The following is a 24,955-nucleotide window of genomic DNA, read 5'->3' as shown; positions in this document are numbered from 1 at the left end:
TCATGCGTGTTGGCGGCCTGACCTGGCAGAACGGAAGCAGGGCGGTTTGACGCGAGCGGGACACGCGAGTGGCACAGCGAGTGACACAGAAGCGGCCGAAAAGGCTTGCCGATGCGGTTGGTGCATTGCGGAAGTCGGCCAAAATCCGCTAAATTATAACTTTTTAGCCGCCTTGCGGCGCCCCTCGCTCAAGTGCCACCTCATGTGCTGTCATAAGCCGCCCTGAGGGCACGGGCGCGGCCCATCGGCTACCTGCCCTGGTTCTGCCCGCATTTCGTCTGCTTTTCTCGTCTCTGGCGGACGTGCCGCGTCATAATTCCCCGTATCGGCGGACTTGCCCGGGTCCCGGTTTTTCCGCCCCCGCTTGTTCGCCCAAGCCCATCAACAGGATGAAGTGCCCGCCGTGAAACCGATTCTCAAATCCAACAAGTTGTTGAATGTCTGCTACGACATTCGCGGGCCTGTCCTCGAACATGCGAAACGGCTCGAAGAAGAGGGCCACCGCATCATCAAGCTGAACATCGGCAATCTCGCGCCGTTCGGCTTCGACGCGCCGGATGAAATCATCCAGGACATGATCCTGAATCTGCCGGGCTCGTCCGGCTACTCGGATTCCAAGGGGGTGTTCGCCGCGCGCAAGGCGATCATGCATTACACGCAGCAAAAGGGTGTGCATGGCGTCGAACTGGACGACATCTACATCGGCAATGGCGCCTCCGAGCTGATCGTGATGGCGCTGCAGGGCCTGCTGAACGACGGCGATGAAGTGTTGCTGCCCGCGCCTGACTACCCGCTGTGGACCGCCGGCGTAAGCCTGTCGGGCGGCACGCCGGTGCATTACATCTGCGACGAATCGAATAGATGGATGCCCGATCTGGACGACATTCGCGCGAAAATCACGCCGAATACTCGTGCGCTCGTCGTCATCAATCCGAACAACCCCACCGGCGCGCTCTACTCGGACGAACTGCTGCTCGGCCTGATCGAGATCGCCCGCCAGCACGGCCTCGTGATCTTTGCCGACGAGGTCTACGACAAGATCGTCTATGACGGCAAGAAGCACACGTCGATGGCCGCGCTCTCCGAGGACGTGCTCACCGTCACGTTCAACAGCCTCTCGAAGAGCTACCGCTCGTGCGGCTACCGCGCCGGCTGGATGTTCATCTCGGGCCTGACCGGCGAGAACCGCCGCAATGGCAAAGACTACTTCGAAGGGCTCGGCATTCTGGCCTCGATGCGCCTGTGCCCGAACGTGCCCGGCCAGTACGCGATCCAGACCGCGCTCGGCGGCTATCAGAGCATCAACGACCTGATCGTGCCGAGCGGGCGCCTGTACAAACAGCGCGAACTCGCGTACGACATGCTGACGGCCATCCCCGGCGTGAGTTGCGTGAAGCCCGAGGCGGCGCTGTATATGTTCCCGCGCCTCGACCCGAAGATTTATCCGATCAAGGACGATCAGCAGTTCATCCTCGACCTTCTGCTGGAAGAGCGCGTGCTGCTGGTTCAAGGCACCGGTTTCAACTGGAAGACGCCGGATCACTTCCGCGTCGTGTTCCTGCCGAACGTGGACGACCTCGCGGATTCGATCAACCGGATCGCGCGCTTCCTCGACGGCTACCGCAAACGCCACACGGCTTGAGATGGACGGCGCGCCCGGCGCGCGCCGCTGCCAGCCCCAGTTTCCTTTTAATCCCTTACTCGAAAACACACGCTGCATGGAACCGATCAAAGTTGGACTGCTGGGCTTCGGCACGGTAGGCAGCGGCACCTTCACGGTACTGCGCCGCAATCAGGAAGAAATCAAACGCCGCGCGGGCCGCGGCATTGAGATTGCGCGCATTGCCGTGCGCAATCCCGCCAAGGCGACCGCGGCGCTCGGCAGTGAAGCCGGCACTGTGGCGCTGACCGATGACTTCAACGCGGTGGTCGACGATCCGTCGATCGATATCGTGGCGGAAATGATCGGCGGCACGGGCGTGGCACGCGACCTTGTCCTGCGCGCGATCAAGAATCGCAAGCATGTGGTGACAGCCAACAAGGCGCTGCTCGCCGTGCACGGTACGGAGATTTTCGAAGCGGCGCGCGCCAACGGCGTGATGGTGGCGTTCGAGGCGGCGGTGGCGGGTGGCATTCCGATCATCAAGGCGCTGCGCGAAGGGCTCACGGCCAATCGCATCCAGTACATTGCCGGCATCATCAACGGCACGACGAACTACATCCTCTCGGAGATGCGCGACCGCGGGCTCGATTTCGCGACCGCGTTGAAAGCCGCGCAGGAACTGGGTTACGCCGAAGCCGATCCGACCTTCGACATCGAGGGCGTGGACGCCGCCCATAAGGCGACAATCATGAGCGCGATCGCGTTCGGTGTGCCGGTGCAGTTCGACAAGGCGTACGTCGAAGGCATTAGCAAACTGGCTGCAATCGACATCAAATACGCTGAAGAACTCGGCTACCGCATCAAGCTGCTTGGCATCTCGCGCCGTACGGACAAGGGCATCGAATTACGCGTGCATCCCACGCTGATTCCGGAAAAACGCCTGCTGGCGAACGTGGAAGGCGCGATGAACGCGGTTGTCGTGCACGGCGACGCGGTTGGCTCCACGCTGTACTACGGCAAGGGCGCGGGCGCGGAGCCGACGGCATCCGCCGTGGTGGCCGACCTGGTCGACGTGACACGTCTGCATACGGCGGACCCGGAGCATCGCGTGCCGCATCTGGCGTTCCAGCCGGACAGCCTGTCGAGCACACCGATCCTGCCGATCGACGAAGTGACGAGCGGCTACTACCTGCGCCTGCGCGTGGCTGACGTGACGGGCGTGCTGGCCGACATCACGCGCATTCTGGCGGATCGGGGCATTTCGATCGACGCGCTGCTGCAGAAGGAATCGGAGCAGGTCGACGCGAACGGCAAGGGCGAAACCGACATCATCCTGATTACGCACGAAACGGTTGAAAAGAACGTCAACGCGGCGATCAAAACGATCGAAGCGCTGAAGACCGTTGTCTCGCAAGTCACGAAGCTGCGCATGGAAGCGCTGAACTAGGCCGAATATGAACTACCTCTCTACGCGCGGCGCCGGAGCCGGCGAGCGCCATACGTTTTCCGACATTCTGCTGGGCGGTCTTGCGAAAGATGGCGGCCTGTACCTGCCGGCCGAATATCCGCGCGTCACGGCCGACGAACTGGCGCGCTGGCGCACGCTGCCGTACGCGGATCTCGCCTTCGAAATCCTGTCGAAATTCAGCGACGACATCCCCGCCGAAGACCTGCGCGCCCTGACGCGCAAGACCTACACGGCTAAGACGTATTGCCACGTGCGCGACGACGAAAGCGCCGCGCAGATCACACCGCTGAAGACGCTGGGCGTCGAGAACGGCGCGCCGCTGTCGCTGCTGGAACTGTCGAACGGTCCGACACTCGCGTTCAAGGACATGGCGATGCAGTTGATCGGCAACCTGTTCGAGTACGCGCTGGCCAGACACGGCGAGACGCTGAACATTCTGGGCGCAACGTCGGGCGACACCGGCAGCGCAGCGGAATACGCGATGCGCGGCAAAAAGGGCATCAGCGTGTTCATGCTCTCGCCGCACAAGAAGATGAGCGCGTTCCAGACCGCGCAGATGTACAGCCTGCAGGACCCGAATATTTTCAACATCGCGGTCGAGGGTGTGTTCGACGACGCCCAGGACATCGTGAAGGCGGTTTCGAACGACCACGCGTTCAAGGCGAAGTACAAGATCGGCACAGTCAACTCGATCAACTGGGCGCGCGTGGTGGCGCAAGTCGTGTACTACTTCAAGGGCTACTTTGCCGCGACGAAGTCGAACGACGAGCGCGTGTCGTTCACGGTGCCGTCGGGCAATTTCGGCAACGTATGTGCGGGCCACATCGCCCGCATGATGGGTTTGCCGATCGAGAAGCTGGTGGTCGCGACGAACGAAAATGACGTGCTCGACGAATTCTTCCGCACCGGCATTTACCGCGTGCGCAAGGCGGCAGAGACATACCACACGAGCAGCCCGAGCATGGACATTTCGAAGGCTTCGAACTTCGAGCGTTTCGTGTTCGACCTGCTGGGCCGCGACCCGGCGCGCGTGCTTCAACTGTTCCGCGACGTCGAAGAGAAGGGCGGTTTCGACCTGGCGGCGAGCGGTGATTTTGCGCGCGTGAAGGAATTCGGTTTCGTGTCGGGCCGCAGCAGCCACGAGGACCGTGTGGATGCGATCCGCGACGTCTTCGAGCGTTACGACACGATGATCGACACGCACACGGCAGACGGCCTGAAGGTAGCGCGCGAGCATTTGCAAGCGGGCATTCCGATGATCGTGCTGGAGACGGCGCAACCGATCAAGTTCGGCGAAACGATCCGCGAAGCGCTGCTACGCGAACCGGAGCGCCCAGCCGCATTCTCGGGCCTGGAATCGCTGCCGCAGCGATTCGAAGTGCTACCGGCGGACGTACAGCGCGTAAAGGACTTCATCGTCGCGAACACGGGCGAGTAACACCGTGAGTATCGAGCGCGACAGCGTCGCGCTCGATACGACGGGCGACGGGTGAGATTGGTTTGAAGAAGTGCTCTTCGGCGCGCGCAGCGCCGCCGGAAGAATGACGCCCTTGTCACTGGCGCATGCAGGTGCACGAACACAGATTCCAGATGCACCACTACCCCGTGTAAACTACGGGCCCCGCTTAGCAGGAGTGGTTTGAGCCGCTTTCTTTTGCCTACTTTTCTTTGCGGCATGCAAAAAAAAGTAGGTGCCGCCCCGCACAGGGGCAACGCTAATAGACCACTAACAAAACAAGGAAAGGCACAAAAACCAGATCAAGGAACGGCCAGCGCCGAAGGCAAAAAAACCACCATAACACCCACCCACCACCGTCCACCAAGTTCGACCGCTACAATATTCTTTTAACCAGCGGCTTCGAGACCAGAAGATGTCCACCCCAACGCCCCGCGCCCCGATGCTCTCCACTGCCGAAGCGTTGGCGACCCTGCTCAGCGCAGCGAGCCCGATCACCGGCACGGAATCGATCCCCACGTTAGACGCGCTCAACCGCGTGCTATCAGCAGACGTTACGTCGCCGCTCGACGTCCCCCCCATGAACACCAGTTCAATGGACGGCTACGCGATCCGCGCAGAAGATCTGGCAACCGATGGCAACCGCCGCCTGCCGGTCTCGCAACGCATTCCAGCCGGCCACGCGCCCGAGCCGTTAAAACCCGGCACGGCAGCCCGCATCTTCACCGGCGCTACGGTGCCGCCGGGCGCCGACGCCATCGTGATGCAGGAGCAAACCGAGGCCGCCGGCAACGAGGTCACGATCCTCCACAACCCAGCACCCGGCGAATGGATCACCGCCCAAGGCGCCGACATCCGTAACGGTTCGACCATCCTTCCAGCGGGCACGCGCCTGACGCCGCAGGCATTGGGACTCGCCGCGTCGGTCGGCTGCGCCGAACTCCAGGTGCGCCGCCGAGTAAAAGTCGCCGTATTCTTCACCGGCGACGAATTGACCATGCCTGGCGAACCGCTGAAACCCGGCGCGATCTACAACTCGAACCGTTTCACGCTGCGCGGGCTGCTGGAAAAACTAGGCTGTGAAGTCACCGACTACGGCATCGTCCCCGATAAACTCGACGCGACCCGCGCGACGTTGCGCGAAGCCGCGCAAGCGCACGATCTGATCCTCACCTGCGGCGGCGTGTCGGTCGGCGAGGAGGATCACGTCAAGCCGGCAGTCGAGGCGGAGGGGCGCCTGTCGATGTGGCAGATCGCGATGAAACCCGGCAAGCCACTCGCCTTCGGCGCGGTGCGCCGTGCCGCGCAGCAGACCGATGCGGCTGCGTCAGCCGAAACCTTCTTCATCGGCCTGCCGGGCAATCCGGTTTCCAGCTTCGCGACCTTTTTGCTGTTCGTTCGCCCGTTCGTCCTGCTTCTGGCCGGCATGCAGACGGTGGCGCCGCGCGCGCTGTCGTTGCGCGCGGATTTCACGCAGAAGAAGGCCGACCGGCGCAACGAATTTCTGCGCGCGCGTATCAATGCGGCCGGCGGCCTCGATCTGTTTCCTAATCAGAGCTCGGCCGTGCTGACATCGACCGTGTGGGGTGACGGCCTGATCGACAATCCGCCGAACCACGCGATCAGCGCCGGTGAGACCGTGCGTTTCATCCCCTTTTCCGAATTGCTGAACTGAGGCCGGCAAAGCCGGCGGTTTCCCGATGAAGATTCAACTCCGATATTTTGCAAGCGTGCGCGAAGCGCTCGACACCGCCGACGAAACGGTCGATCTGCCGGACGGCATCTCGACCGTCGGCGACGTGCGCGCCTGGTTGCGCGTGCGCGGCGGCACCTGGGCTGACACCCTTGCCGAAGGCCGCGCGCTGCGCATGGCCTGCAATCACGTGATGACTGATGCCGGCGCACGCGTCACCGAAGGTTGCGAGGTCGCGTTCTTTCCACCCGTCACCGGCGGTTGAGACGCGTCGAATCGTCGCTAAAAAACCCGCCAGATCACGCTAAACCTCGCCAAGCCGCCTAGGAGCCAGAGATGCCCGTTCGCGTCCAGACGGAAGACTTCGACCTCACTGCCGAGGTCGCCGCGTTGCGCGCGCGCAATCCGAAGATCGGCGCGGTGGCCTGTTTTGTCGGCACCGTGCGCGACCTGAACGACGGCAGCACGGTCGAAACCATGGAGCTCGAACACTATCCGGGCATGACGGAGAAGTCGCTGGAAGCGATCGTCGTGAGCGCGCGCGAGCGTTGGCCGGGAATCGAAGTGCTGATCGTGCACCGGGTCGGCAAGCTGTATCCACTCGACCAGATCGTGCTGGTGGCGACCACCGCCGCGCATCGGGGCGATGCCTTCGCGTCGTGTGAGTTCGTGATGGACTACCTGAAGACCCAGGCGCCGTTCTGGAAGAAAGAGAAAACCGAAGAGGGCGAGCGCTGGGTGGATGCCCGCGTCGCCGATGACGCGGCGCTGGCCCGGTGGGGTATCGAGTCGGGTAACCAGGAAGAGGATTAGGAGGGCGCCGGTTTTAGGTCCCGAAGCTGACCGGGCGGCGCGCCCAGAACGCTTCAGCGCATCTTCAGTGCAAGTTCGGGTACCTGCGCGTCATGGCCTACGTGCGGCCCTGAGACACCGCTTGGGCACCGCCGTCAGTCAGTCTTCGCCTTGCCGATGATCCTCGTCGGGAACGGCTCACCCCGTCGCCGCGTCGAGGCTCCCGGCGCATGCGGTTCGTGCGGGTCATCGTCGCGCGGACGCTTCGGCGCGACGCGCTCCAGCAACGCCTGCTGCTCCGCCGGAATCTGGTAATCCCAGCCAAAGCGGCTCAACTGCAAACTCTGCGCGATACGCAGCGCCGGCTCCATGAAGCGCACCGCGGCAGCCGGCTGATAGCGCGACTCCACCGTATCCAGAAACAGATACAGCCAGCGGCTGAAATGCTGCGGCTCGACGCCCTCGAGCGGCTGATGCGCCTGCTGCACATTGCCGCGGTATTGCTTCGCGCCCAGCACAAGACTGCCCCAGAACGTGCACATCTTGGGCAAGTGGTCGTCCCAACGGCCCGCCAGCGTCGCCTCGAACACGGGGCCCAGCAGCGGATCGGCGCGCACGCGGTCGTAAAAGCCGTAGACGAGCTCGCGAATATTCGCCTCAGTAGGTTCGGCGGCGCGCTCGACAACCGGTGCGGCGGGAAAAGAGGGATTCATGCAAATTCCAGATAATGTCGTTATTCATTATGAATCGCCACATGGCGCCACAGACCGTCAGGAATGACCTCAAACTGTGTCCAAACAAAAGGAAGTAGGCCACGAATGCCCCGCTTTTCGTATGAATGGCCCGTGCGGGAAACGTTACCATTACTGCCGAAAGACAAACACCGACCGTCAGCGCAAAATAAGAAAACATGCGTAGCGCCAGCATCTTATGGCGAAGCGACGGCTCCCGGCAACCCTTGCATCGACGCGGTTATCCCCCGGATCGCGGCTTGCGCTCATCGTGGCACCTGCACTTATGAGACTGACCGACTATACGGATTACTCACTACGCGTCCTGCTGTACCTCACCGTCCGCGGTGAAGGGTTATCGACCATTCAGGACATCTCGGACGCGTACGGGATATCCAAGAACCATTTGATGAAGGTGGTGCAGCAACTCGGTGAACTCGGCTGGGTCGAGACGGTGCGCGGGCGTAACGGCGGGCTGCGGCTCGCTGAACAGACCAGTGCGCTGACCGTGGGTGAGATCGTGCGGGCCACGGAAAGCGACTTTGCGCTGGTCGGCTGCTTCCCGGACCAGCAAAACGAGCGCCGGGCCTGTGTCATTACATCGCACTGCGGACTGCGTGGCGTGCTCGAGGCGGCGCGCAACGCCTTCCTCGCCGAACTCGATCGTCACACCATCGGCGAGGTTGCAGAGCCGCACGGCCCGCTGGCTGCGCTGCTGGGTTTGAGCACCGTCATCCCGATCGTGCCGGTCGCTTCTGCTGGCGGCGCCACGCCGGCTTCCTGAAACCTGCGGGCAAGTTCTCGCGCGTCAAATGTTAAATAGTTGTTGCTGATTGCAAAAAAGCGCTTGAAACCTGCGTAAAACGCCTCAATTTGGTGGTAATTGAAATTGGAGGTCTCTTGATGAGAATCGACAAACTTACTACTAAATTCCAGGAAGCACTGGCCGACGCGCAGAGTCTGGCCGTTGGTCACGACAATCAATACATCGAACCGGTTCATGTCCTCTCGGCGCTCGTCGCCCAGCAGGACGGGTCGGCGCGTTCGCTGCTCTCGCGTGCCGGCGTGCATGTCCAGGCGCTGCAAACCGCGCTGAACGATGCCATCACGCGCCTGCCGCAGGTACAGGGCACCGACGGCAACGTGCAGATCGGCCGCGAACTGACCGGCTTGCTGAACCAGGCGGACAAGGAAGCACAAAAACTCAACGACACGTTCATCGCGAGCGAGATGTTCCTGCTCGCGGTTGCCGACGACAAAGGCGAGGCCGGGCGTCTGGCGCGCCAGCATGGCCTGTCGCGCAAGTCGCTGGAAAGCGCGATCGCGGCGGTGCGCGGCGGTTCGCAAGTGCATAGCCAGGACGCCGAAAGCCAGCGTGAAGCGCTGAAAAAGTACACCGTTGACCTGACCGAGCGTGCGCGGGCCGGCAAGCTCGACCCCGTGATCGGCCGCGACGACGAAATTCGCCGTTCGATCCAGATCCTGCAACGCCGCACCAAGAACAATCCGGTGCTGATCGGCGAGCCGGGCGTGGGCAAGACCGCGATCGTCGAAGGCCTCGCGCAGCGTATCGTCAACGGCGAAGTGCCGGAAACGCTCAAGGGCAAGCGCGTGCTGTCATTGGACATGGCGGCGTTGCTGGCCGGCGCGAAGTACCGCGGCGAGTTCGAAGAACGCCTGAAGGCCGTACTGAGCGACATCGCGAAAGACGAAGGCCAGACCATCGTCTTCATCGACGAAATTCACACGATGGTCGGTGCGGGCAAGGCCGAAGGCGCAATGGACGCCGGCAACATGCTCAAGCCGGCGCTTTCGCGCGGCGAACTGCATTGCGTCGGCGCCACCACGCTCGATGAATATCGCAAGTACATCGAAAAAGACGCCGCGCTCGAGCGCCGCTTCCAGAAGGTGCTGGTCGACGAACCGTCGGTCGAAGCGACCATCGCGATCCTGCGCGGTTTGCAGGAAAAGTACGAGCTGCATCACGGCGTCGACATTACCGACCCGGCGATCGTCGCGGCAGCCGAACTGTCGCATCGCTACATCACGGATCGTTTTTTGCCGGACAAGGCCATCGACCTGATCGACGAAGCCGCTTCGAAGATCAAGATGGAAATCGACTCGAAGCCGGAAGAGATGGATCGGCTCGACCGTCGTTTGATCCAGTTGAAGATCGAGCGCGAAGCCGTCAAGAAGGAAAAGGACGAAGCGTCGCAAAAGCGTCTGCAACTGATCGAAGAAGAAATCGAGCGGCTGGATCGCGAATATTCGGACCTCGAAGAAATCTGGACCGCGGAAAAAGCGGCGGTGCAGGGCAGCGCGCAGTTGAAGGAAGACATCGAAAAAACGCGTGCGGAAATCGTTCGCTTGCAGCGTGAAGGCAAGCTGGAGAAGGTCGCCGAGTTGCAGTACGGCAAGCTGCCGGGTCTTGAAGCGCAGTTGAAGGAAGTGACCCAGGCCGAAGCGAAGGAGCAGAACAACCCGACGCGTCCGCGTCTGTTGCGCACGCAGGTCGGCGCGGAAGAAATCGCTGAAGTCGTCTCGCGTTCCACCGGCATTCCGGTGTCGCGCATGATGCAGGGCGAGCGCGAAAAACTGCTGCAGATCGAAGAGAAGCTGCACGACCGCGTGGTCGGTCAGGACGAAGCGATCACCGCGGTGGCGGATGCGATTCGCCGTTCACGCGCGGGTCTGGCGGATCCGAACCGGCCGTATGGCTCGTTCCTGTTCCTTGGGCCGACCGGCGTGGGTAAGACCGAGCTGTGCAAGGCGCTGGCGTCGTTCCTGTTCGATTCGGAAGATCATCTGATCCGCATCGACATGAGCGAGTTTATGGAGAAGCATAGCGTCGCGCGTTTGATCGGCGCGCCGCCGGGCTACGTCGGCTACGAGGAAGGGGGTTACCTGACCGAAGCGGTGCGCCGCAAGCCGTACAGCGTGATCCTGCTCGACGAAATCGAGAAGGCGCATCCGGACGTGTTCAACGTCCTGCTGCAAGTGCTCGACGACGGCCGCATGACCGACGGCCAGGGTCGTACCGTGGACTTCAAGAACACGGTGATCGTGATGACGTCGAACCTCGGTTCGCAGGTGATCCAGGCGATGGTCGGCGAGCCGCAGGAAGCGGTGAAGGACGCGGTCTGGGAAGAAGTGAAGCTGCACTTCCGGCCCGAGTTCCTGAACCGGATCGACGACGTCGTGGTGTTCCATGCGCTCGACCGTTCGAACATCCAGTCGATCGCGCGGATTCAGTTGCAGCGTCTGCATGAACGGCTTGCCAAGCTCGACATGCAACTGGTGGTGTCGGACGCGGCGCTCGAGCACGTCGGCAAGGTCGGCTACGATCCGCTGTTCGGGGCGCGGCCGCTGAAGCGCGCAATCCAGCAGGAGATCGAGAACCCGGTCGCCAAGCTGATACTCGCCGGCAAGTTCGGTCCGAAGGATGTGATTCCGGTCGAAGTGGAAGACGGCAAGCTGGTGTTCGACCGCGTCGTGCATTAAGTGGTGTTCTAGTCACCCCTGCGGCGCGTATCGCAGCTCCGACAGGGCGGACGTGGTGAACTGCCCCTGGCGGACGAATGAAAAAAGGGCAACGAATCAAGATTCGTTGCCCTTTTTATTTGCCGCGGTGCGCCCGGATCAGCGCGGCGGCGGCCGATACGTTCGGCGTTACGCGTTGCCCTTGCCGAACAGCGACGACAGACTGCCGAGCGCGCCGAGCACGCTGCTCGCGTTCACCTGGCCCTCGGCGGGCACTTCACCATTGGGCGTCGCCGCGTTGACGACGTGCGGCAGAATCTGTGACAGCAGACCGGTGACCTGATCCGGTTGCACGCCGGCCTTCGCCGCAAGGTTGGTGACGACGTCCGACCCAAGCACGCTGTGCAGGGCGTCGGGCGAGATCGCCTGATTCTCGCCGTTGCTGACCCACGACGACACGACGTCGCCGAGGCCCTTTTCCTTGAAGCTGCTGATCAGGCCGTTCAGGCCGCCCGGCTGGTTGTTGACGAATTCCAGCGCGGCTGAAACGAGGGCTTGCTGGCCACCGCCTTCAGGCGATTTGCCAACCAGGGAACCGATAGTGTCGAGTAGGCTCATGACGGTCTCTCTTGAATGCCGACCCGTGTTTGACGAGTCAGCGGGTGAAAACGCCGCGCGGTCGCGCGGCGCCGGTGGAAGGAAGGTAGACGGAAGCGGGGCCGCGCTTATGTGTGCATCACGCGCGCATCGCGCGTGACCGGCGAGGCCGCCATGCGGCCGGTACTCAACTCGATTTACGCCCCGCCAGAGGCTGCCGCAGCCGATGCAGCCTTGCTCTTCTTCGCCTTCTTCTTCGAAGCCTTGGTGCCGGATGCGTCGGCCGGCGCGCTGGCAGCGGCCGCTGTGGCCGGCGCGGAAGCAGCCGCCGCGTCGGACGCCGCGGCCTTGCTCTTCTTCTTCGACTTCGACGCTTTGGTGCCGGATGCCTCGGTAGGCGCAGCCGGTGCCGCTGGTGTTGTTGTCGCGGCCGCGGTAGTCGCCGCAGGAGCGGCCGCAGGCGCCGCCTTGGTGCTGGCGGTGCTACTGGATTTCGAGGCAGCCTTGGCGCCCGTAGGCGGCGTGGACGAGCCGTTGATCGTCAGACCGGCTGCTTCGAGATTGGTCACCGATTTGGTGCCGATGCCTTTGACGCGGGTGGCGAGATCATCGGCATCCTTAAACGGGCCGTTCTTGCTGCGTTCGTCGATGATCGCTTTCGCATGCACCGGCCCGATACCCTTGACCGATTCGAGCGCCGCCTGATCGGCGGAATTTACTTCGACGGCTGCCGCAAATCCGGCCGACAGCGACAAAGCCAAAGCAACGCAAAGCATCAAAAGCTTCTTCAGCATGGCAAGCACTCCATTGAGGGCAAAAAAAGTTAGCCGCAAAGGGAAAACTCGGGACGACGCACCTTGTCAGCAGGCGCTGCGCTTAAGCATAGAACAAATTGCGCGCCCTTATTTGCGAACGCCGACGATTTATACCGATCGATTCATGACAAGTAAATCAGGCTGGACAATATTTGAAGCTTTTGCCTGGTGATTAAGCAGTTATGAGTTTATCGATCCACCGTAAATAATGACAAGGCGGATAAATGACAGCACCTTCCACTTGACTTAGAGTGCACTCGAAGTCCTAACCTGAGTTCCGTCATGTCGAAAATGTCAAAAGCACTCACCATCGGCGAGGTCGCCGGAACGATCGGCGTCTCCACCCATACGCTGCGTTATTACGAGCAGGCCGGCCTGATTCGGGCGGTCGGGCGCACGCAGGCGGGGCATCGCCTGTATTCGCCGGCCGATCTCGACTGGCTGCAGATCGTGATGCGCCTGAAGGCGACCGGTATGCCGATCGCTGGGATGCAGGCGTTCGCGGCACTGCGGACAGAAGGTCAGTCTACGGTGGGTGAGCGCCGCGACTTGCTGGTGGCGCATCGGGATGCCGTTTTGGCGCGGATCGCCGAGTTGCAAAGCAATCTCGGCGCGATCATCGACAAAATCGCTTACTACGAAGCATCTGCGCAGCAAACCGTTGAGCGGACGCCCGCCGCGAGCAATCCGACACGACAGATCGACGAAACCCAATCACTTTCGCATTCGGACAAGGACTCACCATGGAACACGCACAAAACGATCGCTACACCCGAGGCTGGGACAAACTGAAGGAAATCGACGGCTCGACCGGCGAGCAGGTGATCGCCGCGCTTGCGCCGATCGCGCCGGATTTCGGACGCCTGGTGATCGAATTCGGCTTCGGCGATATCTACAGCCGGCCGCAACTCGACCTGCGCGCCCGCGAGATCGCGACGATTGCATCGCTGGCGACGCTCGGTTGTGCGCAACCGCAGTTGAAGGTGCATATCGAGGCAGCGTTGAACGTCGGCTGCACGCGCGAGGAGATCGTCGAGGTGTTCATGCAGATGGCGCTCTATGCGGGCTTCCCGGCGGCGCTGAACGCGCTGTTCGCGGCGCGGGAGATTTTCGAGCGGCGCGATCTGGCGTTGGAGGAGCGGCAGGCACCGAAAGAGGCGCAGGCGGCTTGAGACAAGAGAGAAGGGCGGGCGGCTGCCGGGTGCGGCCGTTTTTTACAGCGTCCAACATGCAACTAACGGTCCGCTATCGCATGCCACTTCGACGTCGCGCTGCGGATATGGCCGGAAAACCCAGCTAGCATGGGTGGGGCTTTTCCGGCGGTCTTGCACGCCAACTCCCACGATCCGGTCGAATGCTCCCGGCAAGCCCGGCAAGGGCAGCAAGCCGATTGAGCCCAACAAGCCTCCTCAAGCCGCCGAATCCACCCTGACCACCGCCTCGGCACCCAAATACCGCTTGCTCACACCACGCCAGTACAACAGCAAACCGATGCCGGCAATCGCCAGGCTCGCCGTATTGGCGACCCAGAAGCCGCGCGCGCCGGTCAGCCATTCCGGCGTAAAACCCGTGACATTAAATCCGAGCAGATACCCGCCGCCGAGCCCCACGCCCCACAGCGCAACCGCATAGATAACGGTCGGTACGACCGCCACCTTGTACGCACGCAGCACGAACGCGGTGGTGATCTGCAACGCATCGAACAGGTGATAGCACACGACGATCAGCACCAGCGGCATCGCCGCCGCCGCGACCTGCGCGTTCGGCGTATAGCCTTCGATCACGTACGGCCGCAGCACCAGCACGATCACGCCGTAACAGCAGGCAATCGCCACAGCCATCATGATGCCGTGCCGCGACAGCGTGCGCGCCGCTTCCGGGCGATGCGCACCTAATGCCTGGGCGACCAGCGTCGACGAGGCAATCCCGATCGCCAGCGGCGTCATATAGAGCACCGCACCGATGTTGCCGGCGATCTGGTGGCCGGCGAGCGTCGTCGTGCCGAAGCGCGCAATGAAGAGCGCCATGAACGTGTAGGAGGTGACTTCGATCAGGTACGACAGACCCATCGGAATGCCGAGGCGCAGTTGCGCCGCCTGCCGGCGCCAGACGGGCCAGCAGAAGTGGGCAAAGATCGCGAACGGCTTGAACACGTCGACGCGCCTTAACAGCAGCATCCCCACTACGGCCAGCCCCCAGTTGATCGTGGTGCTGGCAAGCGCGCAACCCGGTCCGCCGAGCGCCGGCACACCGAGTCCGCCAAAGATGAACCATGTGTTGAGCGGAACCTTGAGCAGCAGTGCGCCGATCTGCAGGATCATCACGAGCCGCGGTTTGCCGACGGCATTGGTGATCGAGCTATAGACGCGAAAGGCAAGGCCGGCCGGCAAGCCAAACGCCAGAATCTGCAGGTAGGCGACCGTGCGCTCATGCAGCGTCTCGGGCACGCGCGCGAGCTGCAGCACGCGCCCCGGAAAATAGAGAATCAGAAAGCCGATCACTGTCAATGCGAGCGCGAGCCACAAGGCCTGGCGCACTTCCTCGCCGATCTCCGTGTAGCGGCGCGCGCCATACAGTTGCGCGGTGATCGGTTGCAGCGCGGTGAGGATGCCGGTCAGACCGATGTAGACGGAAATGTAGATCGACGAGCCGAGGCCGAGCGCGGCGAGATCGACGGCCGAATAGCGGCCGACCATCGCCGTGTCGATCACGCCGAACGCGATGATCGCCAGTTGGCCGATCAGCACGGGCCATGCGAGTCCAGCGATTTTCCGTACGTCGGCGAACATGCTCAGTCCGGCTTCTTATGCCAGTTGCGGCGTTTGACGACCGGCGGCTTCGGACGGTCGATCCGCACGTACAGGCGGAAGCGTTCGTCGCGGTCGGCTACGCGGCGGCCTTCCCACACCAGCTTCCACATGAAGTCCGACATGGCGCTCGGATCGCCGAAGTCCTGGGTGTCCTGACGCAGGATCACGTCGCAATCCTGATTGAACGAGAAATGCATATCGCCGAAATAGGCGAAGGTCGCGATCTGCGCGTTACCGAGGCGCACCGGCGAGATGCAGGTGTAGTCCTCCGGCAGATGGCTCGCGATCTGCTCGGCGACGTCCTTATAGGTCCGGCTGTAGTTGACCACCGGCAGCCACAGCGTCATCAGCAGCACCCACATCAGCGTCGTGCCGGCGCTCGAGAGCACCACGCTGCGCCACAGGACTTTCGGATGACGGGCGAGACGCCATTGCACGAGGACGAACCAGCAGATCGTCACGGCGACCGCGCACACGAACGACAGGACTTTGAACTGCGGCGCAAAACCCGGGGCGAGACGCGCCAGGTTGCGTGCGAGCGGATGCGGGAAGCCGGTCAGTCCGGCTATGTACACCAGCCAGACGAAGCTGCCGAGGATCGTGAAGCTCAACAGTGCGAACCAGTCGATCGCGTTGATCGCGCCGCGCTTGAGCGTGGGCAGCGCGAAGGCGGCCAGCACCGCGAGCGGCGGCAGCAACAGCATGTAAAGGCGGTTCGACTGATGGCTCTGCAACACGACCAGCACGAGCAGCGGCCCGATCACCGACAGCGGAATCGCGACGTGCGGCGCGCGCCGTAGGCCCGACCAACTGAACCACGCCCAGAGGGCCAGTGGCCAGGCCGGCCAGGTAAAGAGCGGCAGATTCTTGAGCGCGTAGGCTGCCACCGAGCCGGGCGGCCCGGCGAACGACGACAGGCTGACGTGCACCCACTGGTTCAGGTACCAGACCGCGTCGTCGGGAAAGGCGGCGAGCGCGGCGATTGGCCACGCGACCGAGAGCACGAGCGCCACCGGCAAACCGGCCAGCAGCAGCCAGCGCGTGCGCGCTTCACGCACGATCAGCGCCATCGCCAGGGTTCCGAGCAATAGCGCGCCGACCAGCACCGGGCTGCTTGACAGGGTCACGAGGCCGAGCGCCAAGCCCCAGATCAGCGCGCCCTGAATGGGCTTGTCGATCATCCGCACGAGCCCGTACACGAGCATGGCGATGCCGAAGAACTGCACGAGCTGCGGCGTGGTTTCGTGGCCGCGTTCGGCAAGGCCGAAGCAGGCGAGCAGGATCAGCAGTGCGCCGTCGGCGAGGGTGCGGCCGTAGTCGCGCGGCTCCGGTTCGCCGCCGAATGCATACTTGAACGGCTGCACTTCGGCGCGCCGGCCGAGCAGGTAGGCCGCATACCAGACGAACGCACAGCCGGCGCAAAACAGCAGGCCCGTGAAGACGCGGGACGCGTTGCTCGCGTCGACCCATGGCGCGAGCGCGCGGATCGCGCTGGCACCGAGCCAGTACCCGAGCGGGCCGTCTTCCGTCATGTATTTGCCGACCAGGTTCGGCAGCAGCCAGTCGTGCGCGCTGCCGTTGGCCATCGTCCACATGACGCCGAAGCCGGCTGCATCCTCGTTCTTCCACGGATCCCGGCCGAACAGGCCGAAAAATGCGTAGACGATACAGATGGTCAGCAGCAGCCAGCGCGGCAACGCACTGGTCGCGGAGGCAGTGAGGCGAACGGCAGGTCTCATGCGGTGTGTGGATATCGGATAAGCGGTGCAGCCGGGACCGGACGAATGGTCCGGCGGGAATGGCCAATTTGGAGCATCCGGCATTGTAGTCGTGCCGTGCGATGCGCGTCACGGCTGGTAATGGCTCGCAACGTCATTGGGGTGCCTGTAACACGTCGCCGCAACGGGCGGCAGGGTGCGACCAGGCGTCCGGGGTAAGGGGACAAAGAAGCGAGACGAAGAAGCGGAGACAAAAAAGGGCAGCTCGCGCTGCCCTTTTTTGCTGCTGCTTCGTTGCGGGCCAAGGCCGGCGACGAGGCGGGTATTACTTCGCTGCTGCCTTGCCGGTAGCGCGCGAGCCGAACTTCTTGTTGAACTTCTCGACGCGGCCTGCCGTGTCCATGATCTTTTGTTGGCCGGTGTAGAACGGATGCGATTCCGACGATATTTCGATCTTGGCGAGCGGGTAGGTCTTGCCGTTGAATTCGGCGGTTTCACGCGTCTGGATGGTCGAGCGCGTGACAAACTTGAAGTCGATCGACATGTCGACGAACAGGACTTCGCGGTAATCCGGGTGAATGCCTTCTTTCATGGTCTTTCCTTTAATCTGGCGGTAGCCAACCCGCGAGCAGCCGCTACGAATGCGGACAGCATCTAGGCGCGAGCCACTTGCCTATGGTCGAAAAACGGCGATTATGCCAGAAAATCAGTCGCTTGACGACCTTTCTGCTAGCTTTTTGGCAGCCGTTTGCCTCGTTTTCGCCACGTTTTTGGTGCCGCCGCGCCGATTCGTATCGGATGGGAAGGCGGGGCGGCAGCCCTTATCTGGCGGGCGCTTGCGCGGCGGCGGGCGTCAAGTCGGAGCAAATGTCAGCCCGATCCGCGCCGGATCCTGCCGGTAATACCGCGCCAGCAAGCGGTATAGCTCGGGATACTCCGCCTCGAAGGCCTGCGGCTGGACGAACAGCGCCTCGCTGCAAACGGCAAAAAATTCCGATGGATGGTCTGCCGCATACGGATCGATCAGCGAATCGCGCTCGAAACGTGCCCAGCGGCGCTCCGGCACAGCCTCGACTTTGGCGCAGAAGTGGTCGTAAGCATGATCGAAAACGTCGGCCCACGCCTGCGAGTCGAGCGGCGCATGCCAGCGGCGCATGAGCGGTGGATGGCCGTCCGCCTCGCCGGTCAGCATATCGATCTTGTGCGCGAATTCGTGAATCACGACGTTGTAGGCGTCCGAGCCGTCCGTCATCTGCGCGTCTTCCCACGAGAGGATGACGGGGCCGCCTTCCCACGCTTCGCCGCTCGCGTCCTGCTCGACCTCGTGCACCACGCCGTCTTCGTCCTCGACCGTCTTGCGGATCACGAACTCGCCCGGATAGACGATCACGCCGACCCATCCACGATACAGATCGAGGCTCAGGTTCAGCACCGGCAAACACGCTTGCGCGGCGATCGCCACGGTCATGGCGTCGGTCAGTTCGAGTTCGTGCGCGGTCGAAAATTCTTTTTGCGCGATGAACAGGCTGGTCAGCTGGCGCAGACGCACGCGATCCGGCGCCTCGAGGTGAGCGAGGAACGGCAGGTCGTCGAGCGTGGCCTGCCAAAGCGCGTCTTCGATCGCGTAGTTGCGCAGCGCGCGGTCGCGGCGGCGCGTGCCGAACCATTGGGTGAGTTTCGAGAGCATGGCCTGATGAAACCCTTAGTCGATCTGTTTTTGCCACGCGGCGAACAGGCCGCCGCATATCGCAATACCAATCAGGAAGTAGAAGCCGTCCAGCGACGCCAGAAAACTCGCCTGCTGCGCAACCGTCCGGCTGATTTCCAATATCGCAAGCGAATGCGCCTCGGACGGCGAGCGGCCGGTGGCACTGAAGCCGCTGGTCAGCGCAGCGAGCGAGTTCTGGAACAACGGATTGTACGGATTGACGAACTCCGCGAGGCGAGCTTGGTGTAGCGCCTGCCGATGTTGTTCGACGATGATCACGGAGGCCGTCGCGAACGAGATCGTCAGTTGCCGCACGATGTTTTTCAGCCGGTAGCCGTGCGTGAATTCTTCAATGGCGAAGATTCTAAACGTCAGATTCGCGACCGGCAGCACGATGAACAATAACAGCAAGCCGCGCAGCAGCATCGGCACGATCAGCGCGGCTTCGCCCACGCCTGGCGACATACGCGTCATCCATGCCGCGGCGAATGCGGCCACCGCGAAGCCCGGCACGATGATCCACTTCTTGCGGGGCAGGAGCTTCGCGTAGCGCAGGTAGACGAACAGCGCGCTCGCCGAAATCAGCGACGTCACGCCAACCAGTCGCCCGGCATTCTCGACCGGATAGCCGAGGCCGCTCTCGAGAAACCGCGACGTCAGATAGCTGAACACCGTCGAGATGTAGTAGTAGAACATGTACAGCACGAGCCCGACCTGAAACACCTTTTCGCGCAGCGCGTGCAGGCGCATCAGCGGCGCCGGATGATGCCATTGCTGATACGCGAACCAGCCAAGCGCGACGATGCCCGCGACCGTCAGCAGAATCAGCCCCGGCGAGGCGCTGAACAGCTGGAACCGCACTTGTTGCATGACGATTTGCAGCGCGCCTTGCGCGAACGCGAAGATCAGGTAAGGCCAGAAGTGTACCGCGCCGCGCTCTTCCGGCAGACGGTTGCCGGTGTCGGGCAGTGCGAGCAGGGCAAGGATGGCAAACAGTACACCCACCGGCGCGGTGCAGGCGAACAGCGCACGCCAGTCGAAATGCGCGACCAGTTGACCGCCGACCAGCGGCGCAAGCGCACTGCTCAACACGATCAGCACCAGAAAAGCGCGGGTTGCCAAGGGTCGCTGGCGCGGCGTAAAGCTCATCTGGATCAGGATGCGGCAGGTGCCCATCATCGGGCCAATGAAGTAGCCCTGAAATCCGCGAGCGAATGCGAGTTCGATCGATGACTCGCACAATGTGGCGGCGATCGCGCCCACTGAATAGAGCAGCATGCAGCCGGCGACGTAATGCCGGTAACCGAAACGCTCGACCCACCATTGCTGCTGCAGGATGCCGAGCACGGCCGCCACCGCATATGCGCTCGACGCCCATACCAGTTCATCCGGCGACGCGTTGATGCCGCCCGCGATGTAGCTGGTGAAAAACGAAAAGATCGCGTTGTCGAAATAGTCGAGGCCGGTGACGACGGCCAGTACCCACGGGAAAAAATCGCCGCGCAGTTTTGCGGCGCTAAACAACGGTACGCGAGAAGACGTGGCGCTCATGCGGATTTGTCAGGCTCTGCGGCATCGGGTGCTGCTTCATCCTGCGTCTTCCGGCGTTTCGCGGACGGACCCGCCGCCGCCGCGGCGCGCGCGTTGCGCCGTTGCTCGAGCAGAACGTCGGCGTTTTCTCCTGCGAGGCGGCGCTCGAGATATTCGAGGTCGGGCGCCAACTCGGTCCGCAGCTTCTGTGCTTCCTTGAGTTCGCGGCGCATCGCTTCAATGCGCGTGTCGAGGGCGCTGACCTGTTGCGCGAGGGCGTCACGAATCTGCTGCAGCGATTCCTGCGAGTAACGGTGGCTGCCGTCGACCGATTCGAGCGGGCGTTTGAGCATCTCGGTGATGCCATGCAGCGAGAAACCGAGTGAGCGCAAACGCAGAATGCGGCCGAAGCGTTTGAGGTCTTCTTCGTCGTACAGGCGATAACGGCCCTCGCTCCGACTCGGCGAAACGAGGCCGCGCTCCTCGTAGTATTTCAGCGTGCGTGGTGTGACGCCAAGGCGCTCCGCGGCGTCTCGGACGGTCAGCAGGGTGGGCGAGTCCTTTGACATGGGAGTTGCCGGGTTGGATGGATTGACCGCATTATAGTACAACGTGTACGTTCACGTTCAGGTTTGCAGAGGCGCTCGCAATTGAATGAGCGCGGTACTTGTATGTCATTGCAGGTGCTACAGACGAAAAAAAGCCGCTCGTTTGCGGCGAGCGGCTTTCTTGTGCGGTGCGGTTGGTTACTTCTGGTGCAGCCTTGAGGCTTAAACCTTAGCTGCCGCCGCCACGACGCATCATGTCGAAGAACTCGGAATTGCTCTTCGTCTGGCGAATCTTGTCGAGCAGGAATTCCATCGACTCGACTTCGTCCATGTCGTGAATGAACTTGCGCAGCACCCAGATCTTTTGCAGGACTTCGGGTTTGATCAGCAGTTCTTCACGGCGCGTGCCGGACTTGTTCAGGTTGATCGACGGATAGACGCGCTTTTCAGCAAGGCGACGCTCCAGGTGCACTTCCATGTTGCCGGTGCCCTTGAACTCTTCGTAGATCACGTCGTCCATGCGGCTGCCGGTTTCGATCAGCGCCGTACCGATGATGGTCAGCGATCCGCCTTCCTCGATATTGCGCGCCGCGCCGAAGAAGCGCTTCGGACGTTGCAGCGCGTTTGCGTCGACACCACCCGTCAGCACCTTGCCCGAGGCCGGCACGACGGTGTTGTACGCACGCGCGAGACGCGTGATCGAGTCGAGCAGAATCACCACGTCGTTCTTCATTTCGACGAGGCGCTTGGCTTTTTCGATCACCATTTCGGCGACTTGCACGTGACGTGCAGCCGGTTCGTCGAACGTGGAGGCGATCACTTCGCCGGCCACCGAACGCTGCATTTCGGTCACTTCTTCCGGGCGTTCGTCGATCAGCAGCACGAACAGCACGACATCCGGGTGGTTCTGCTTGATGGCGTGCGCGATGTGCTGCAGCATCACGGTCTTACCGGACTTCGGCGACGCAACCAGCAGGCCGCGCTGGCCCTTACCGATCGGCGCGATCATGTCGATGATGCGGCCCGTGACGTTTTCTTCGCCACGCATTTCACGTTCGAGCAGCAGCACCTTGTTCGGGTGCAGCGGCGTCAGGTTTTCGAACATGATCTTGTGCTTCGAGGCTTCCGGCGGCTGGCCGTTGACCTTGTCCACCTTGACCAGCGCGAAATAGCGTTCGCCGTCTTTCGGCGTGCGCACTTCGCCTTCGATCGTGTCGCCCGTGTGCAGGTTGAAGCGGCGGATTTGCGACGGGCTGATGTAAATATCGTCCGTGCTGGCGAGGTACGAGGTTTCCGGCGAGCGCAGGAAGCCGAAGCCGTCCGGCAGCACTTCGAGCGTGCCGTCGCCGAAGATCGTGTCGCCCGTTTTGGCTCGTTTTTTTAGAATGGCAAACATCAGTTCCTGCTTGCGCAGGCGGTTTGCACTTTCGATCTCGAGGCCATTGGCCATCTCGATCAATTCGGACACGTGCAGAGTCTTAAGCTCGGATAAATGCATACGGAGAACCCGCAGGAGAAGGTGCGACGAAATGAAATCTGGGAGGAGAGTGAGCGGAACCGCTCAAGGACTTACACGTCTTTTCGACGTTTTGCGGATTCTAGCATAGCACACGCCAATTTCCGCCAGTGCGGCGGCATGGCATCTTTCTTATTAAGCGTGTTGTCGCCGGACAACACGCCTATCGCAGCGCGCCTGAAGGTCCTGAGGACCTCACGCGCGCCGATGCGACCGTTTTACAGGTTGCCGTCGAGGAACGCGGTGAGTTGCGACTTCGACAATGCGCCGACCTTCTGCGCGGCGACAGCGCCGTTCTTGAAGAGGATCAGCGTGGGGATGCCACGCACGCCGAACTTGACCGGCGTCGATTGATGTTCGTCGACGTTGATCTTGGCGATTTGCAGGCGATCGGCGTAATCCTTCGCGACTTCGTCGAGGATCGGCGCGATCATCTTGCACGGACCGCACCATTCAGCCCAGAAATCGAGCAGCACGGGTTTATCGGATTTCACGACGTCCTGTTCGAACGATGCGTCGCTAATATGCTTGATTGATTCGCTCATTGTATGAATACCTCTATCGGTTCGAGGCCCGCCTGAATTGCTCGCCACGATACGTCAAAATCTAGGGAAACTTCCGTTCGCTTTGCCGCAATCGGAGCCTTACCTGCGCACGCTTGAAATGGTCGAAAGACCCATTCCGGAATGCGCGGAAAGCTCGCGTCTGCGGGTCATCCGTACGGCAGTTTAGCTTAATTCGCTATGCGTTGCCGGTGGTGATAGTACTCATCAAGGGCAGTGGGGCCAACGGCTGCCGGTGAGGTACCGCTACGTTCTGGTAACCGCGACGCAGCTTATCTGGTGGCAGGCAGCGCAAACTCAAGTGACCCGGACGCGTCATTCGAGGGGATTGTCTATATGGTACGAGGCGCCTGATTCGGCGCGTCGATGTCAGTTTGGTCGTATTAACAGTCGCGCGACGGGCCAAGCGGTGATAGAATGTTTCGTGACGGGCCTCCTCGCATGGAGGGATGGTCAACCTGGTCAGGTCGGGAACGAAGCAGCCACAGCCGTTTTCCACCAGTGCCGAGGGTCAGGCTCGTCACCTTCCTTTTTTCTGTTTTTCCTCTGCCGTACGTCCCATCTCCTGTTTACCCCAAGCGCTGTCACACAGACGCCGCAGTGGCATTTCTCGCGCGCTTCATCTATTTTTTTCTATCGGTCCGTTAGCCTGTTTCAATGAAGCGGCAACACGCGTTCGCGCGCCGTCTCGATTCGGTTTTGCGCGCCATCGTTACTGATACAATTTCCGGATGACCTATCAAGTTCTCGCACGCAAATGGCGGCCGAAGGATTTCGCTTCGCTCGTCGGACAGGAGCACGTGGTGCGCGCGCTCACGCACGCGCTCGACGGTGGCCGTCTGCATCATGCCTATCTGTTTACGGGCACCCGCGGCGTCGGCAAAACCACGCTGTCGCGCATCTTCGCCAAGGCGCTGAATTGCGAAACCGGTGTGACCTCCACGCCGTGTGGCGTGTGCCGCGCGTGCCGCGAGATCGATGAAGGCCGCTTTGTCGATTATGTCGAGATGGACGCGGCGAGTAACCGCGGTGTCGACGAAATGGCGGCGCTGCTGGAGCGTGCGGTTTACGCGCCGGTCGACGCGCGCTTCAAGGTCTACATGATCGACGAAGTGCACATGCTGACCAACCACGCCTTCAACGCGATGTTGAAGACGCTGGAAGAGCCGCCTTCGCACGTCAAATTCATTCTTGCTACCACCGATCCGCAGAAGATTCCGGTCACGGTGCTGTCGCGCTGTCTGCAGTTCAATCTGAAGCAGATGCCGGCCGGGCATATCGTGTCGCATCTCGAGCACATTCTCGGCGAAGAGAAGGTGCCGTTCGACGCCCAGGCATTGCGCCTGCTCGCGCGCGCGGCCGACGGCTCGATGCGCGACGCGCTTTCGCTGACCGATCAGGCGATCGCCTATTCGGCCAATCAGGTGAATGAAGAAGCGGTGCGCGGCATGCTCGGCGCGCTCGATCAAAGCTATCTGATTCGCCTGCTCGACGCGCTTGCCGATGGTGACGGCGCCGCCGTGCTGTCGGTCGCGGACGAGATGGCGCTGCGCAGCCTGTCGTTTTCGACGGCGTTGCAGGATCTGGCGAGTCTGTTGCACCGAATCGCGTGGGCGCAGTTCGCGCCGTCGTCGGTGTTGGACGAGTGGCCGGAAGCGGGTGATCTACGTCGTTTTGCTGAAGCGTTGAGCGCCGAGCAGGTGCAGTTGTTCTATCAGATTGCGACTATCGGCCGAAGCGAACTGGGTCTCGCGCCTGACGAATACGCTGGTTTCACGATGACGCTGTTGCGCATGCTGGCGTTCGAGCCGGCGCCCACCGGAGGTGGTGGTGGCGCGGCTTCGGCGCGAGCGGCAGGGCCGGCGGGGGCGGGTGGAGCTAAACGCGCCGGCTCGCCGGGGGGCGCTGTGCCACCGGCGGTGTGGGG

The 24,955-nt window shown here is 62.1% G+C and carries 22 protein-coding genes and 1 other RNA gene; 12 read left to right on the top strand and 11 right to left on the bottom strand.

The window, feature by feature from the left end; genetic code table 11:
- The first annotated feature begins 394 nt into the window (after positions 1-394).
- The 6 genes from FSO04_RS28480 (at position 395) to moaE (ending at position 7,033) form a co-directional block, all read left to right on the top strand.
- Positions 395-1,642: a pyridoxal phosphate-dependent aminotransferase gene (locus tag FSO04_RS28480; RefSeq protein WP_168435878.1), complete on the top strand. Its 1,248-nt coding sequence runs from the start codon at positions 395-397 to the stop codon at positions 1,640-1,642.
- Positions 1,643-1,718: 76 nt separating this feature from the next.
- Positions 1,719-3,050: a homoserine dehydrogenase gene (locus tag FSO04_RS28475; RefSeq protein WP_093632629.1), complete on the top strand. Its 1,332-nt coding sequence runs from the start codon at positions 1,719-1,721 to the stop codon at positions 3,048-3,050.
- Positions 3,051-3,057: 7 nt separating this feature from the next.
- Entirely contained in the window at positions 3,058-4,509 is a 1,452-nt protein-coding gene (gene thrC, locus FSO04_RS28470; RefSeq protein WP_154564784.1) for a threonine synthase, read from the top strand.
- 460 nt (positions 4,510-4,969) lie between these two features.
- Positions 4,970-6,202, top strand: a complete 1,233-nt coding sequence (locus FSO04_RS28465; protein ID WP_154564844.1) for a molybdopterin molybdotransferase MoeA — start codon at positions 4,970-4,972, stop codon at positions 6,200-6,202.
- A gap of 25 nt (positions 6,203-6,227) precedes the next feature.
- Entirely contained in the window at positions 6,228-6,485 is a 258-nt protein-coding gene (moaD, locus tag FSO04_RS28460; RefSeq protein ID WP_154564782.1) for a molybdopterin converting factor subunit 1, read from the top strand.
- 71 nt (positions 6,486-6,556) lie between these two features.
- Positions 6,557-7,033, top strand: coding sequence for a molybdopterin synthase catalytic subunit MoaE (gene moaE / locus FSO04_RS28455; RefSeq protein WP_054039446.1), 477 nt, complete (start codon positions 6,557-6,559; stop codon positions 7,031-7,033).
- A 134-nt stretch (positions 7,034-7,167) separates the two neighbouring features.
- Here moaE and FSO04_RS28450 read toward each other — a convergent pair whose 3' ends face one another.
- A complete protein-coding gene (locus FSO04_RS28450) occupies positions 7,168-7,725 on the bottom strand; it encodes a group III truncated hemoglobin (RefSeq protein ID WP_154564780.1) in 558 nt (185 codons plus the stop codon).
- Positions 7,726-8,029: 304 nt separating this feature from the next.
- Here FSO04_RS28450 and FSO04_RS28445 point away from each other — a divergent pair, with 304 nt between their 5' ends.
- Together FSO04_RS28445 and clpB are read left to right on the top strand one after the other, a co-directional pair.
- Positions 8,030-8,527 (top strand): RrF2 family transcriptional regulator, encoded by a 498-nt coding sequence (locus FSO04_RS28445; protein ID WP_154564778.1) that lies wholly within the window; start codon positions 8,030-8,032, stop codon positions 8,525-8,527.
- A 119-nt stretch (positions 8,528-8,646) separates the two neighbouring features.
- The gene (gene clpB / locus FSO04_RS28440; RefSeq protein WP_093632636.1) at positions 8,647-11,244 is read left to right on the top strand and encodes an ATP-dependent chaperone ClpB; all 2,598 of its coding nucleotides are present in this window, start codon (positions 8,647-8,649) and stop codon (positions 11,242-11,244) included.
- A 168-nt stretch (positions 11,245-11,412) separates the two neighbouring features.
- Here the strand turns inward: clpB and FSO04_RS28435 are convergent, their stop codons facing one another.
- Both FSO04_RS28435 and FSO04_RS28430 read right to left on the bottom strand, forming a co-directional pair.
- Positions 11,413-11,841 carry a YidB family protein gene (locus tag FSO04_RS28435; RefSeq protein WP_154564776.1) on the bottom strand — a complete coding sequence of 143 codons (429 nt, stop codon included), beginning with the start codon at positions 11,839-11,841 and terminating at the stop codon, positions 11,413-11,415.
- A gap of 176 nt (positions 11,842-12,017) precedes the next feature.
- The gene (locus tag FSO04_RS28430) at positions 12,018-12,614 is read right to left on the bottom strand and encodes a ComEA family DNA-binding protein (RefSeq protein ID WP_154564774.1); all 597 of its coding nucleotides are present in this window, start codon (positions 12,612-12,614) and stop codon (positions 12,018-12,020) included.
- A 303-nt stretch (positions 12,615-12,917) separates the two neighbouring features.
- Here FSO04_RS28430 and FSO04_RS28425 point away from each other — a divergent pair, with 303 nt between their 5' ends.
- Positions 12,918-13,427 carry a MerR family transcriptional regulator gene (locus tag FSO04_RS28425; RefSeq protein ID WP_154564772.1) on the top strand — a complete coding sequence of 170 codons (510 nt, stop codon included), beginning with the start codon at positions 12,918-12,920 and terminating at the stop codon, positions 13,425-13,427.
- Positions 13,379-13,807 carry a carboxymuconolactone decarboxylase family protein gene (locus tag FSO04_RS28420; protein WP_154564770.1) on the top strand — a complete coding sequence of 143 codons (429 nt, stop codon included), beginning with the start codon at positions 13,379-13,381 and terminating at the stop codon, positions 13,805-13,807. The genes FSO04_RS28425 and FSO04_RS28420 overlap by 49 nt, the downstream gene beginning before the upstream one ends.
- A 237-nt stretch (positions 13,808-14,044) precedes the next feature.
- On the opposite strand, the gene FSO04_RS28415 is transcribed toward FSO04_RS28420, so the two are convergent.
- The 8 genes from FSO04_RS28415 to trxA all read right to left on the bottom strand — a co-directional run bounded on the left by FSO04_RS28415 (position 14,045) and on the right by trxA (position 23,010).
- Positions 14,045-15,424: an MATE family efflux transporter gene (locus FSO04_RS28415; RefSeq protein ID WP_154564768.1), complete on the bottom strand. Its 1,380-nt coding sequence runs from the start codon at positions 15,422-15,424 to the stop codon at positions 14,045-14,047.
- Between the two features lie 2 nt (positions 15,425-15,426).
- Positions 15,427-17,184 carry an ArnT family glycosyltransferase gene (locus FSO04_RS28410; RefSeq protein ID WP_154564766.1) on the bottom strand — a complete coding sequence of 586 codons (1,758 nt, stop codon included), beginning with the start codon at positions 17,182-17,184 and terminating at the stop codon, positions 15,427-15,429.
- Between the two features lie 304 nt (positions 17,185-17,488).
- Positions 17,489-17,755, bottom strand: a complete 267-nt coding sequence (locus FSO04_RS28405; RefSeq protein ID WP_154564764.1) for a type B 50S ribosomal protein L31 — start codon at positions 17,753-17,755, stop codon at positions 17,489-17,491.
- A gap of 261 nt (positions 17,756-18,016) precedes the next feature.
- On the bottom strand, positions 18,017-18,850 hold the full coding sequence (locus FSO04_RS28400) for a M90 family metallopeptidase (protein WP_154564762.1): 834 nt from the start codon (positions 18,848-18,850) through the stop codon (positions 18,017-18,019).
- Between the two features lie 15 nt (positions 18,851-18,865).
- Positions 18,866-20,422 (bottom strand): MFS transporter, encoded by a 1,557-nt coding sequence (locus FSO04_RS28395; protein WP_154564760.1) that lies wholly within the window; start codon positions 20,420-20,422, stop codon positions 18,866-18,868.
- On the bottom strand, positions 20,419-20,970 hold the full coding sequence (locus FSO04_RS28390) for a MerR family transcriptional regulator (RefSeq protein WP_154564758.1): 552 nt from the start codon (positions 20,968-20,970) through the stop codon (positions 20,419-20,421). Before FSO04_RS28390 ends, FSO04_RS28395 begins: the two co-directional genes overlap by 4 nt.
- A 208-nt stretch (positions 20,971-21,178) precedes the next feature.
- Positions 21,179-22,447 carry a transcription termination factor Rho gene (gene rho / locus FSO04_RS28385; protein WP_006048863.1) on the bottom strand — a complete coding sequence of 423 codons (1,269 nt, stop codon included), beginning with the start codon at positions 22,445-22,447 and terminating at the stop codon, positions 21,179-21,181.
- Positions 22,448-22,683: 236 nt separating this feature from the next.
- Positions 22,684-23,010 carry a thioredoxin TrxA gene (gene trxA, locus FSO04_RS28380; protein ID WP_054039468.1) on the bottom strand — a complete coding sequence of 109 codons (327 nt, stop codon included), beginning with the start codon at positions 23,008-23,010 and terminating at the stop codon, positions 22,684-22,686.
- 444 nt (positions 23,011-23,454) lie between these two features.
- Here trxA and ffs point away from each other — a divergent pair.
- Positions 23,455-23,553: signal recognition particle sRNA small type (ffs, locus tag FSO04_RS28375), an RNA gene on the top strand.
- Positions 23,554-23,759: 206 nt separating this feature from the next.
- Positions 23,760-24,955, top strand: a 1,196-nt coding sequence (gene dnaX, locus FSO04_RS28370) for a DNA polymerase III subunit gamma/tau (protein WP_154564756.1), incomplete at its 3' end; no start/stop codon positions are given.

It is taken from the genome of Paraburkholderia madseniana, assembly GCF_009690905.1.
GTDB classification, from domain to species: domain Bacteria; phylum Pseudomonadota; class Gammaproteobacteria; order Burkholderiales; family Burkholderiaceae; genus Paraburkholderia; species Paraburkholderia madseniana.
Note: the sequence above shows the minus strand (reverse complement) of the source record. Positions and strands in the feature narration are given on the sequence as shown.